Origin of the sequence: Bradyrhizobium sp. 17, assembly GCF_023073515.1 — a bacterium.
Classification (GTDB): domain Bacteria; phylum Pseudomonadota; class Alphaproteobacteria; order Rhizobiales; family Xanthobacteraceae; genus Bradyrhizobium; species Bradyrhizobium canariense_D.
This window is the reverse complement of record NZ_JADPJQ010000117.1, coordinates 192740-205843: the sequence shown is the minus strand read 5'-3', so window position 1 is coordinate 205843 and position 13104 is coordinate 192740. Positions and strand designations below refer to the sequence as shown.

Annotated in this window: 11 protein-coding genes; 1 reads left to right on the top strand and 10 read right to left on the bottom strand. The window is 61.6% G+C overall.

Annotated elements, in window-relative coordinates; translation table 11 throughout:
- Window positions 1-10: 10 nt before the first annotated feature.
- The 3 genes from IVB13_RS40495 to IVB13_RS25995 are packed head-to-tail and all read right to left on the bottom strand — an operon-like array spanning window position 11 to window position 3113.
- Window positions 11-1045: a cupin domain-containing protein gene (locus tag IVB13_RS40495; protein WP_345946341.1), complete on the bottom strand. Its 1035-nt coding sequence runs from the start codon at window positions 1043-1045 to the stop codon at window positions 11-13.
- Window positions 1045-2049 (bottom strand): 4-hydroxythreonine-4-phosphate dehydrogenase PdxA, encoded by a 1005-nt coding sequence (gene pdxA, locus IVB13_RS26000; RefSeq protein ID WP_026232485.1) that lies wholly within the window; start codon window positions 2047-2049, stop codon window positions 1045-1047. Before pdxA ends, IVB13_RS40495 begins: the two co-directional genes overlap by 1 nt.
- Window positions 2046-3113 (bottom strand): four-carbon acid sugar kinase family protein, encoded by a 1068-nt coding sequence (locus IVB13_RS25995; RefSeq protein WP_026232484.1) that lies wholly within the window; start codon window positions 3111-3113, stop codon window positions 2046-2048. The genes pdxA and IVB13_RS25995 overlap by 4 nt, the downstream gene beginning before the upstream one ends.
- Here IVB13_RS25995 and IVB13_RS25990 point away from each other — a divergent pair.
- The gene (locus tag IVB13_RS25990) at window positions 3089-4060 is read left to right on the top strand and encodes a LysR family transcriptional regulator (protein ID WP_240543311.1); all 972 of its coding nucleotides are present in this window, start codon (window positions 3089-3091) and stop codon (window positions 4058-4060) included. The two genes, IVB13_RS25995 and IVB13_RS25990, sit on opposite strands and share 25 nt — an antisense overlap.
- 146 nt (window positions 4061-4206) lie before the next feature.
- Here IVB13_RS25990 and IVB13_RS25985 read toward each other — a convergent pair whose 3' ends face one another.
- From IVB13_RS25985 to IVB13_RS25955, 7 genes are all read right to left on the bottom strand, one after another.
- Complete coding sequence (locus IVB13_RS25985; RefSeq protein ID WP_018453200.1) at window positions 4207-5664, bottom strand: aldehyde dehydrogenase family protein; 1458 nt, start codon at window positions 5662-5664, stop codon at window positions 4207-4209.
- 83 nt (window positions 5665-5747) lie between these two features.
- A complete protein-coding gene (locus IVB13_RS25980; RefSeq protein WP_198293338.1) occupies window positions 5748-6941 on the bottom strand; it encodes an alanine racemase in 1194 nt (397 codons plus the stop codon).
- 11 nt (window positions 6942-6952) lie between these two features.
- Window positions 6953-7738 (bottom strand): GNAT family N-acetyltransferase, encoded by a 786-nt coding sequence (locus IVB13_RS25975; RefSeq protein WP_018453197.1) that lies wholly within the window; start codon window positions 7736-7738, stop codon window positions 6953-6955.
- A 450-nt stretch (window positions 7739-8188) separates the two neighbouring features.
- Window positions 8189-9616: a threonine synthase gene (gene thrC, locus IVB13_RS25970; RefSeq protein ID WP_247360895.1), complete on the bottom strand. Its 1428-nt coding sequence runs from the start codon at window positions 9614-9616 to the stop codon at window positions 8189-8191.
- 87 nt (window positions 9617-9703) lie between these two features.
- Window positions 9704-11014: an FAD-binding oxidoreductase gene (locus tag IVB13_RS25965; RefSeq protein WP_026232480.1), complete on the bottom strand. Its 1311-nt coding sequence runs from the start codon at window positions 11012-11014 to the stop codon at window positions 9704-9706.
- Window positions 11015-11167: 153 nt separating this feature from the next.
- Window positions 11168-12046 carry an ABC transporter permease gene (locus IVB13_RS25960; protein ID WP_026232479.1) on the bottom strand — a complete coding sequence of 293 codons (879 nt, stop codon included), beginning with the start codon at window positions 12044-12046 and terminating at the stop codon, window positions 11168-11170.
- A 37-nt stretch (window positions 12047-12083) separates the two neighbouring features.
- Window positions 12084-13034, bottom strand: coding sequence for an ABC transporter permease (locus IVB13_RS25955; RefSeq protein WP_018453192.1), 951 nt, complete (start codon window positions 13032-13034; stop codon window positions 12084-12086).
- Between the last annotated feature and the right edge of the window lie 70 nt (window positions 13035-13104).

Sequence of the window (13104 nt, the reverse complement as noted above, 5' to 3'; positions counted from 1 at the left end):
GGCAGACGGTCTAGCCTTCGAGGTCGTGAGCGGTGCCGGCATCCATGGATGTGCCGGGTTCGAGCAGCACGACCTCGCAGACGTCGTCCAGCGCGACAGGGCAATGCTCTACCCCATGCGGGACCACGATGAACTCGCCTTGCTCGATGATCTCGTCCCGATCACGAAACTTCATCAGCAGGCGGCCTTTGTGCACCAGGAAGAGTTCGTCACCGCTCCTGTGAAAGCGCCAGGCGAACTCGCCCGCGAACTTGGCGAGCTTGATCTGCATGTCGTTAATCTGACCCGCGATCTTCGGAGACCAAGTCTCCTTGAGCTGCCCGAACGAGCTGGCCAGGTTCTTCTTGTGGAGCGGCGAGAGATGCCGGTTCAGAGCGGCCACGTCACGGATGATGGCCCCAAGCTGGCGAGCGACGTCCTTGTCGTCGGCCGGATACTTGCCGTCCAACGCGGCCGTGCCGATAGTGAAGCCGGCGGCTCCTGCGTCCTTCAGGATGGCGATCCGCTCAGGCGTATCAATCGAGCCGGCCACATAGACGGGCTTGGGCACCGCCGCGCACACCGCCTTGATGAGGGCCGGGACGTCTTCCTTGGAGCGATAGGCGAGCAGGTCGAGGCCATACACGCCCTCCCGCACGGCGAGCGCCTGGGCGCTCTCAACGATCTCCTCGATGCTCCCTTCGAGCACGCTCGGATGACCGGTGATGCGACCCGGGAAGGGGCAGTATTGAATGCCGGTGCCAGCAAGGATCGGCAACACGTCGTCAACATGTGTGCCGCCGAGCAAGACGTTGACGCCGATTTCAACCGCCGCTTTCGCCGAAACGATCTCACTTTGCCGGTCGAGTGAGACGACTTCGAGATAGGAGGTGGCGCCGTCTGCCTTGATGACCCGGTTGAGAACTTTGAGTCGATCAATCGGCAGGCCGATGTCCTTGAAACCGATGTGGCGAACGCCAAGCCTCAGGGCGGTCTTGAGTTGTTCAGAGGCGTCCCCGACGGTGCGATCGTTGCGCGTGAGCATGAAGATAAAGCGAAGGCCCATTAGACTACCCCTTCTTTGGTCTTAATTTGCGCGGCGACGAGCCTTCGCGCGTAAGCCAGCGCGGTCTCGAGACTGCCGGTGTCGGCGATGCCTCGACCCGCAATGTCGAATGCCGTGCCGTGATCAGGGCTTGTACGGACGAACGGCAGGCCGAGCGTGATGTTCACACCCTTTTCGAGGCCGAGATATTTCACCGGAATTAGGCCCTGATCGTGATATTGGGCCACGACCACATCGAAGCGGCCCTTGCGGGCCTGCATGTAGACAGTGTCCCCGGGCCAGGGGCCACTGGCGTCGATGCCCTCGGCGCGGGCCGCTTCGATCGCAGGCCGGATGATCTGGATTTCTTCGTCGCCGAAGAGACCACCTTCGCCGGCATGGGGGTTGAGCCCTGCCACTGCAATGCGCGGCGCCGCGATCCCGAGGGCCTTGCCGCCCTCATTTGCGAGCCGGATCGCCGACATCTGGGCATCGAAATCCGCTTGGTCGATGGCTTTGCGCAGCGACATGTGGATGGTGACGAGAACCGTGCGGATATCATCGTTGGCCAGCATCATCGCAACGCGCTCCGCACCACCATAGTCGGCGAGGATTTCGGTGTGCCCGGGATAGCGAATGCCCGCGCTTGCCATCGCTTCCTTGTTGATCGGTGCGGTGACGATGCCGCTGACCTTGCCGGCCTTGGCTGCCGCGACGGCGGCGACGATGGCATCGAAGGAAGCTTGGCCGGACATGGCGCTGACGCTCCCGAGCGGAGGCGGCGCGATGATTTGCGTCGCCTCGACGACTTCGATGGACCGCGGCTCAGAGCGCGCCTCTTCAGGTCGGGCGATACGCCTGACCGTCAGCTCGAGACCCAGACGATGGACGATATTCTCCATCACGACGTAGCTGCCGAATACGACCGTGCCTTCGCCGGCTTTGGCCAATGTCTTCGCCACGATCTCCGGGCCGATGCCGGAGGCATCGCCCATTGTGACGGCGAGGGGAGCGGATTGGGTCATGATACAACCAGTTCTGATACCGAGGTGCCAAGGCGGAGCCGCGTGATCGCACGACGCAGCGTATCGTCGTCGCCAAAGCCGCCTGCCTTCATGGCGATCAGCAGCTCTCGTCCATCTCCGAGGGACGTGCGGCCAAGCGGAAAGCCTGGCTCGAGCTCTTGCAGGATCTCGAACTCATAAATGTCCAGGCCGTCCAGAATCGCCTCCATGGTGTCCCCGCCTGTGGCGATCACCATATCGAAACGCTCGTCGGCCAGCCGTCGAGCCGCATTTTGAGCAATGTCGCGCAGGACGGATCCGGGATCATTCATCCGTTCGATCGGAGCCTGCAGCAGAGCGATTCCAGGCTCCATTGCGATGCAGTCGGCCTGACGATGGCTGCGCGGATTGGCGCTGCCGATCGCAACAAGAATGTCGCCACTAACCGCGGCGGTCACGTCCGACGCAACCGCAAGCGGCGCAAGACGCTTCGCCAGGGCAAGGGCCATGCCCGGAGAGCCCACCCATAGGATCGACTCCGGATCCGGCAGGGCCGCAACTTGTTTGTCGAGATCGGCCTGTGTTGCAGCATCAAGGATGACGACGCTTCCGATGGAGGCCGGAACGAGCTCAGCCAGCCGAGAATGTCGCGCCGGATGGACGGGGTCGCGACCGTATTCGGTCTCCGTTACAGGAATGCCGTCCACAAGCTGAACGCCGTCGACGGTTGTACGCCCAGCGCCAGGGAACGCAGGTGCAAAGACCAGCATCTTGCGGCCGCTTACGGTGAAGGCCGCTTCCATCTCGGCCGTCACGTGCCCGCGAAGAGTCGAGTCGACGGTCTTGTAGAGGACAACCCGCGAAGCGAGCTGCTCGGCAAGTTCTGACTGCCGCCGCGCCGCTTGCGAAACCGGCACTGATCTAGATCCGCTATCAACGGCGACAATCGTGGCCTCCTGGTGCGGCAGCCGGCGTCGGCCGACAACGGCTCGCAAACCGCGCTCGACAAACGGACCGGCCCCATCGGCGGCGCTGGTCAGGTCGTCGGCTAGGATACCGATTGTGTATTCGCCATTGGTTCGCATGGATCAATTATGCTAAGCAAATTCAACATAAAAAGCGATATTTTTTGCGCTACATTGGTGATATGAGATCACCAATGAGGCGATCAGAAATACCTTCATTGGACGACTTGCGTGCGTTCGAGACCGCTGCGCGGCTGGGGTCGGTTCGGCTTGCCGCGAACAGCCTTGCCTTGACCCATGGGGCTGTGAGTCGCCGTATCACCAAACTGTCGGAAGACCTTGGCTTCAAACTCTTCGAAAAAAGCGGACGTGGCTTGAGTCTCACTGCCTCTGGAGAAGTGCTCAACCTCACACTCGGCCGTTTCTTCACCGAGCTGGCGACAACCGTTGAGAGCTTGCGTGCTGCCAACGCACAGCAGAACTCCCTCGTTCTCTCATGCGAGCCTTCAGTCGCTATGCGCTGGCTTATTCCACGGCTTGCAAGCTTTCAGGCCGTCCATCCCGACATCGCTCTACATCTGTCAGTCGCCGGCGGCCCCGTCGAGTTTCGCCGCGATCGGATCGATCTGGCTATACGTCGGCTCGACTTTGCGCTCCCAGAGGCGTGGCACGTCCGGCGCCTTTTTCCTGAAAGGGTAGGACCGGTCATGAGCCCTCAGCTCGCAGCGGTGTTTGCCTCAGGAAACTACATCGCCCTAGGTTCGAAGACTCGGGCGGACGCTTGGTCGCGATGGCTTTCCACCCACCCGTCGGTGCGGCGCCCCGCGGAGATACGCTTCTACGATCACCACTTCCTCATCGTCGAAGCAGCATTGGCGGGATTGGGCGTTGCCCTCAGCCCGCGGGTCCTTGCAACGGACGACGTAGATAGAGGGCGGCTCATCGCACCTGCCGGTTTCGATCCGGACGAAAGCCACTATGGCCTCATCTGGGCGGGAGAAACTGAACTGTCTGGGAAAGCGAACTATCTTGCTTCATGGCTGCAGGAACAGTGCAATCTGATCTAATGATTCAACTTCGCGCTCCTCAAGGGCTCGGCGCTATCAGGCGTTGAACCCGACTTGAGAAGGTGTTCGTCGATTCGACGCGTGTGCGATCACCGCCGGAAACACTTCCGCGTCAGCGGAAGCCGATTCGCTTTCCGAGATGAATTTCATCGATAGAATCCGAGAACGGCCTTGGTCTCGAGATATTCTTCCATGCCCTCGCGGCCGTATTCCCTGCCGTTTCCGGAACGCTTGTATCCGCCAAAAGGTGCGTTCGGGTCCCAGTCGGGATAGTTGAGATGAACTTGACCAGACCGGATCTGCCCGGCGACCGCCTGCATCGTTTCAATATCCGTGCCCTGCACATGCGCGCCGAGGCCGTAGACGGTATCGTTGGCAATCTCGACCGCCTCGTCGACCCTATCGTAGGGAATGATCGACAGCACCGGGCCGAAGATCTCCTCCTGCGCAATTCTCATGTCGCGATTGACGTTCGAGAAGATGGTCGGCCGCGCATAGAGGCCGACCTGAAGGTCGTTGGGCCGCCCCGGCCCGCCAATGACAAGCTTGGCGCCTTCCTCCAGGCCGATGCCGATCATGGCCTGGATACGCTCGAACTGCGGCGGGTTGGCGATCGGACCATGGGTCGTGCTTTCCGCAAGCGGATCGCCGACCACCAATTCAGAAGCGGCCGCCGCCGCCAGGATCTCGACCTTTGCCATCTGTGAGCGGGACACAAGCATACGCGTCGGTGCGCTGCAGGATTGGCCGAGATTGCGGAAGGCGGCGGCGACACCGAGCGGAACAGCCCGGCTCAAATCCGCATCCGGCAAGATGATGTTCGGTGACTTGCCGCCGAGCTCCTGTGCGACGCGCTTGACGGTGGGCGCCGCTGCTTGCGCGACGAGAACGCCTGCCCGCGTCGAGCCGGTGATCGAGATCATGTCGACTTGCGGATGCGACGCCAGACCGGTCCCCACGACTGGACCTGTCCCGTTGACGAGGTTGAAGACGCCGGGCGGACAGCCGGCATCGTCCATCACCTTGGCGAACAACAGGGCACTCAGCGGCGAAAGTTCGCTCGGCTTCAACACCACCGTGCAGCCAGCTGCCAGCGCCGGAGCGACCTTGGCCGTAATCTGGTAGAGGGGCCAATTCCAGGGGGTGATAAGACCACAGACGCCGATTGCCTCGCGCATAATCGCGGTGCTGCCGCGCGTGGCGATGAACGGATAGGTCGCGAGATTGTCACGCGCGACGCGGATATGTTCGGCAGCGAGCGGCACCTGGGCGCGGCGCGCGTAAGTGATGGCGGCCCCCATCTCGCACGTGATGGCCTGCGCAAACAGCTCCAGTCTATCGAGAAGCAAACCGTGAACCCGGTCGAGCAGCGCCGCCCGCTCGGCAGCCGGCTTACGGGACCAGCCGGTAAAGGCTTTTCTCGCGGCTACGACCGCGCAGTCTACATCCTCGTCATCGCCGAGCGCGATTTCTGCGACCGGCTGCTCGATCGCCGGATTGACGACGATCGCCGTCGCCAACCCTGTCGGCTTCCGCCATTCTCCGTCGATGTAAAATTTGCCGAGGAAGCCGGCTTCCGTCAGGTGTCGAACGGCCGAGGTCATTGGAAGCGATCCTTGATCCGGTAATAGACGCCGACCAGCGGAAGCTGGGCATGCGCAAATCGCCGCCCGATTCTGTTTCAGATCTACCAGCCGCGCATCCGCGGCCACTGAGCTTCGATTGCGTCACTTCCCGCCGAGATGACATTGTAAAGTTCGTGCTGTGACGCCGTCGCGCAGGCATGATTGGGCAGAATCCTGACCTTCGCGCCGATCGGGATATGCGGGAGGGCTGCAGCCGATCTGGACCTTATGGCGAGGATGCCGTGCTCCTGGCTCGCCTGCGCGACGATCAGATTCGGATAGAGTTGGCCGGACAGATCGCAGACGAGACCGTAACCTTGGTCGACCCGCTGCGCCGCGGTGCCGCGATCACGTGACAGTGCCATCCAGCCCGCATCGACCAAAATCCATCCCTTCTCCGGCTTCGTGCCGATGACGGTGGCGAGAACCGAGATCGCGATGTCGTCGGTCGTGCAGACACCGACGCCGTGCATCACCAGATCGAAGAACATGTAGACGCCGGCCCGCATCTCCGTGACGCCGGTCAGGCCTTCGGCGAAATGGGCGGTCGGCGTCGAACCGACACTTACGACCGGGCATTCATGCCCCGCCGCCCGCAATGTCTCCGCGGCCGCCACGGCCACGGCCCTTTCGTTCTCTGCGGCCGCGACGAGGGCATCGGACGAGCAAAGGCTGTAGGATTCGCCGGCATGGGTGAGAATGCCGGCGAGCGTGACGCCGGCCTCGGCCAGGGCCGCCGCGACGGCGATGAGCTTGGGATCGGTGGCGGTCAGCCCGCCGCGATGGCCGTCGCAGTCGATCTCGATGAAGGCGGAGGGCGTCACGCCGGCGGCACGCGCTGCCGTGCCCAACATCGCCGCCTGTTCAGGCGAATCGAGCAGCACCTTAAGGTCAACGCCGGCTTTGCGGAGACGCATCGCCCTTTCAGCGGTGTGCGGTGCCACGCCGACGGCATATGTCACGTCACGGAAACCGTACTGCGCGAAGTACTCAGCCTCCGCCAAGGTGGAGACCGTGATCGGCCCCGGCCCGGAGGGATAGGCGCGCTGGGCAACCTCGATGGATTTCGCGGTTTTCATATGGGGGCGCAGCACGACGCCAGCCGCGGCCATACGAGAGGACAGACGGGCGAGATTGCGATCCAGCCGGTCTTTGTCGAGCAGGAGGGCCGGCGTCGCCAGTGCGCCGACCGTCGCGGTTATCTCGCGTGGCGCGGCGTTCTGGCTATCCGTCCGGCGCATATCGGGGCGTTGCATCTCAAGGTCTCCTAGCCGAACGACTGGTTGGCGACCGCGAACGTGCGCGCCGGCCCGGTCCATGGCATCTGCGTCCCCAAGACCATGGTGGTGGCGTCGCTGACCTTCTGCAGGCCGATGTTTCCAAGCCAGTCACCGAGTTGCGAGGAGGCGGAGGTGTCGATCCGGACGAAAACACTCCCGAGGGGCGCGAGCGCGGCCTCGATCAATGCGCGCGCATCGGTCGGGCTTTCGGCGATCACAGGGCCGATGACATGCCCGCGGCCGAAGAGACGGGAAATGGCGTAGCCGCGGGGTATGCCGTCACGCAGCAGGACATAGCCGCAACCGACCTCGATCAGCCGGTTCAGCATCTCGCGCCTCATCCAGCCGGTGGCCTCGTGATCGAGACCGACTATGGCCTCGAAGTCCGACGGAACCATCGCTCTGACGTTTCCGACCGGCGGCATGTCGCGGCCCTGGCCAGGAACGCCATGATGCTGGTGCAGCATGCCGATGCTGGCGAAGCCGCGGCGTGCGTAAAGCGCAAGGCCTTCGGCGGTCGAATTCAGCGTGACGATTCGTGGTCGTGCCGCCGCGAGCAGCGCGTCCATCAGCCGGGCCCCGTACCCCCGTCCCTGAACGGCTTTCGAGACGATGACCATTCCGGCGGAAGCATGGGTGTCGCCGTAAGGCCACCACAGCGCGGTCCCCACCACAGCACCCGCACTCGTCACCACGAAACCGCGGCCAAGCTGCAGCGCAAATTCCCAATCCTTGAGCAGATACGGCCAAGACATCTCCTGCGAGAGCTTCAAGGCACCTTTCAGATGCGCTCTCGCGAAAGGGACTAGGGCCACGTCTTCAATCTCGCGTTCTCCGGCTTGGGTAGCTTCGGTTGCCATGATGCGTCGACGTCTCATGCTTGGGTTAGCGGACTAATCGTCAGTGCCTGACACGGCGAGGTCCATCTGACGATGTTCCCGCGAATTGCAGCGTATCTTGGCTGCGACAGCATTACGCGATCAGGCTGACGCAGAGTTCGGCAGGGAATTGCATTGATGATCCGATAGAAGGGACGATGTGCTGTCAGCGTCTCGCCACGCCGCAGCGCGATCCCGTTCCGGCATCCGATGGCCCGGAACGATACCGGGCATCAACCGCGGATCGCTCCGATAGCGCGCTTGAACGAACGCTGCGACCTCGTCGGGTGACAGCACCGTAAATACAGCCACGGCTGAAACACTCTTCGATCCGGAATCGACCCTTCAACAGGTTGCACCCTGCGTGATGTCCGCAATGTAGTTCTTTATAGCTTGTGCATTCGGGGGAAGGACTTTGACTCGCCTCGGCAGCCCTTCTAGTCCATCGAACCGTTGCGGACGATCTGGTTGCCGGCCTAACGCTTCCTTGATCGTCGTAGCGAATTTGATTGGCTGTGCAGTTTCGAGCACAAGCATCGGCGTCTCGGGGCTCGCATGCATGCGCCCGACCGTCACACCATCCGCAGTGTGAGGATCGATCATTGTGTTGTAGCGCTCCCACGTGTCACGGATCGTCGCCAGTCGATCGGCATGAGTGCTCCTGCCGCTGCGGAATCCGAAACGCGCCGCCGCCGTTACGAAGCTGGGATCACCGCTGAGGTCAAACGAACCGCATTCCCAAAGTTGGTTCTCAAACAGCGATTTCGTCCGACGGGCGTCGCGACCGAGCAAGTCGAACACGAAACGCTCGAGATTTGACGCCTTGGAGATGTCCATGGAAGGACTCGATGTTTCAAGCGTGTCAGCTCGGCTTCTGACGCGATAAATGCCGCTGCGGAAAAACTCGTCGAGCACGTCGTTTTCGTTGGTCGCAAGGACGAGACGGGATATTGGAAGTCCCATCATGCGCGCAACATGACCAGCGCAGATGTTTCCGAAGTTTCCTGAAGGCACGGAAAAGTCAACGCCTGCTGACCTCCCTTCGGAGACTTGAAAATAGCCGGAGAAGTAATAGACGACCTGCGCGACCAGTCGGGCCCAGTTGATCGAATTCACCGCACCTATCTTATATCGTCGTTTGAATTCCAGATCGCTGGACACACATTTGACGATGTCTTGGCAGTCGTCGAACACGCCATCTATGGCGATGTTGTGGATGTTGTCGTCCTGCAGGCTGAACATCTGAGCTTGCTGAAAGGAGCTCATCCGTCCGAGGGGCGACATCATGAAGACCCGCACCCCTTTCTTGCCGCGCATTGCGTATTCCGCAGCGCTCCCGGTGTCGCCACTGGTCGCCCCAAGAATGTTCAATTCGTCGTGCCGCCGTGCCAGTTCGTACTCGAGCAGATTGCCGAGCAACTGCATGGCCACGTCCTTGAACGCCAGCGTAGGACCGTTCGACAATTCCTGGAGGTAAAGCCGCGTCTCGAGCTTTCGAAGCGGAACGATGCTCGAGGTTCCAAAGATCTCGGGCGTGTAGGTCTTTTCGCAGATTGCCTTCAGGTCAGCGGGCGGAATATCGCTGACGTAGAGCGACAGGACCTCGAAGGCCAGGCTGGGATAGGACAAGGCACGCCACGCATCCAATGTAGCGGCGTCCACACGCGGGTAGGTCTCAGGTACGTACAGCCCGCCATCCTCGGCGAGGCCTTCAAGCAATGTTTCGCAGAACTGTCTGCGACCTGAATGTCCGCGCGTGGATACGTAGTGCATCGATGCTCTTCTTTCGAGAGGCGGCAGTGCCGCCAGCTCCATGACCTGAGTTGTACCTTTGGGAATGCCCGATGGAGTTTCCAGCCGTCAGCGGCGGTCGCGCCACAGCGCAAAACGATCCTGCATCCGATATCCCCAGATCATGGCGGGCATGAACCAGGGATCGCCACGATAGAGCGGGATGGAGTCCGGCGGACGGAAGTCAAAGGCGGTGCGCGCCCGTTCGTGGTTTCCGATCAGCTTGTGGGCCGCGTGCATCCCGATCCAAGGCGCCCAGACGACGCCTGAACCGCAGAAGCCAGTGGCATAAACCACACCGTCCTCTTCGAAGATGCGCGGGAGCATGTCGCGATTCATCGCCACATTGCCGAACCAGCTGTGCGAAAGGTGAACATTCTCGAGTTCGGGGAAAAGGTTCACCAACCCCTTGCGCAGCAGGAGCTTTGGAGCCACCGGGTTACCGACACGAGAGCTGTCGCGCCCCCCTAACAGGATACGTTTGCCGTCGGGCGATGGGCGGTAATAGAACCCGACCTGGCGGTTCTCGGTCATCATCATGCGTTTGGGCATCAGCCGCGCCATGACGTCAGGTGCGAGCTCCTCGGTTGCAATGATCCGGCTGCGAACCGGGACCAGCCTGCGGCGCAGGAAGGGAACGGCGCTATCAGTATAGCCATTCGTGCAAACCAGCACCTGACGCGCCTGCACCGAACCGGCCGAGGTCACGATACGGAATCCGGAACCATCTCTCTCGATGGAGATGACGGGCGTATCCGCATGAACCGCGACGCCCGAAGCGAGCGCCACGCGAAGCAGTTCAGCGTGAAACTTCGCCGGTTGTAGCCCTCCGATATCCATCCGGACTGTTCCACCCCGGTAGACATCGGTGCCGATGTAGCTGTGCTGCTCGGCATAAGGTACGGCGTGAGACTCGATCCGCAGCCTCTTCGCTAATACTTCCGCGCTACGCGCCATCGTGTCGTACTGCTCATATCCGAACGCGCCCTTGAACTGCCCGACCAGCTGGAAATCGCAGGCAAGCCCCTCGGTCTTGATGAAATCGTAAAGGAACTCGCGGGCGATCTTGCCTTCCGCCTCGATTGCCAGCGCCTTGTCTGCGCCGAAGCGTCGGGAGATCGCGGCGTAATCCGGCCGTATGCTCGCGCTGGTTATTCCACCGTTGCGCGTCGAGGCTCCCTCGCCCGGACTCATCGCGTCAAAGGCCGCAACCGAGCGTCCCTCGCGCGCCAGCACCAGCCCGGCCGAAAGAGAGGCATAGCCAGCGCCCACGATCAGCACGTCAAGTTTCTTGGGAAGAGTCTGTTGAGGCAGCGACCTAAGTGGTGCGGCTTCCCACCAATAGGGCGTGTCCTTCTCTGCGGCTCTGGGCTCGTGCATGTCGCTGACTTCTCGTGTGTTAAAAGTGGCCTTGGATTACTGACAAGACGGATTCTGATCAGCCAACGCGATGCTTGCGACGTCTACGCTATCAAGAGGTTCTGCTGGATAGCCTTCAACGCTGTCCGCTGCCTGCCACCTGGGCTCAAGCCGTCAAATGTGGTCATCTCTAACGTCAAGCGCATCGCGCAGCCCGTCGCCGATGAAGTTGAAGCTGGTCACTGCGATCGTAATCGCAGCGCCTGGAATGATGGCAAGCCAGGGAGCGCTGGCCAGATATTGCTGGGCGCCGTTGAGCAGATTGCCCCAGCTGGGCAGCGGTGGTTGGATGCCGTAACCAAGGAAACTGATATAGGCCTCCAGAAGAATCGCACGGGCGACGGTGAGGCTTGCGGCCACGATGATCGGACCCGTGGCATTGGGCAGAATTTCGCGAAGCATGATGTGCCTGCCGCTCAGACCGACCATGCGCGCGGCCTGGACAAACTCGCGCTCGCGCAGCGAACGGACCTCGGCTTCGACGATCCTGGCAACCTCCATCCAGCTCGTGACAGCAATGATGACAGTGATCATCATCGGGCTGGGCCGGAGCGTCGCGGCCAACGCCAGCACGAGGAAAATCGAGGGGAAGGAAAGAAAGCCATCCACCGTGCGCATCAGCGCGGCTCCGATCCAGCCCCCGCGATAGCCTGCGGTCACGCCGACGAGCGTTCCGATCAGCGTTGACAACAACATCGCGGAGAATCCCACCAGTAGCGAGACACGCCCGGCCATCAAGAGTCGCACGGCCAAGTCTCGCCCCAACGGGTCGGTGCCGAAATAATGATGACCGCTCAAGGGAGGAGCAAAGCGGGCGCGCAGATCTATATAGAGCGAATCGTAAGGCAAGGCGTAGGGGCCCACGACGCACGCCAACACGAGCAGGGCGATCATCGCGAACCCGAGCAGCGCCAGATGGTGTCGCATGAACCGGCGCACCCCGCGGCTGTGCCACCAGCGAATTGGAGGGAGGTGGGCGGAGATGTCAGTCATAACGGGGGACTCCTGTTGACGGCACGAACCGGCGTCTTCAGCTGAGACGAATGCGCGGATCGACGAGTGCGACAAGGATGTCTGCGACGAGATTGCCCAGCACGACAAGGATGGCTGAGAATATCAACAGCCCCATGACCATCGGATAGTCACTGTAGCCGAGGCTGTCGAGAAACAGCCGCCCCATTCCCGGCCAGGTAAAGATGGTCTCAGTGACCAACGCGCCGGTCAGAATGCTCGGCAACTGCACCCCAGCCAGGGTGATCATCGGCAACAGCGCATTGCCGACGACATGCTTCAGCAGGATGCGGCGCTCACTTAGGCCCTTGGCACGAGCCGTCTTGACGAAATCCTGGCTCAGCGCATCAAGGGTCGCGGTGCGCATGTAGCGGCTCCAGACCGCGACATGGACCAGCGACAACACCAAGCTTGGCAAGATCAGGTGATGCAAGTAGTCCAGCACCGATCCGTCGCCGATCGTGTACATGTTCCCTGCAGGCACCCAACCGAGCTTCAACGTGAAGATATAGATGCCGACGAGGCCGAACCAGAAGGTCGGGACCGACAGCGCGACCATGGCGCCAATCGTCGCGCAATAATCGAACAGGGAATAGCGGTGGGTGGCACCGCGGATCCCGATCCAGGAACCAAGGGCGATGGCCAGTGCCGTGGAAGTCCCCATCAGCAGCAGCGTAGCGAAGAGGTGACGCCCAATCACCGCCAGCACCGGCGTTCCGTCGCGGAAAGAGTGACCCCAGTCGCCCTGAACCAACCGCCAGGCCCAATCAAAATACTGAATCCACAACGGCCGGTTCAGCCCGAGCTGCTCTGCCAGTCGCTCAATGTCCTTCTGGGTCATGCCGGGATCCAGCCCGAACTGCGCGAGAGGACCGCCCGGCATGAAGTTGAGCACCGTGAAGCCGATGATCGAGACGATCACCAACAGCACGATGCTTTGCGAAAAGCGATTAAGCAGGAACCCGGGCATTCGAGTCTCCATGTTAGCTTGACAGCGCCTAGGCGCCGCCCTGCGCCTATACGGGCCTCGGGCGGCGATA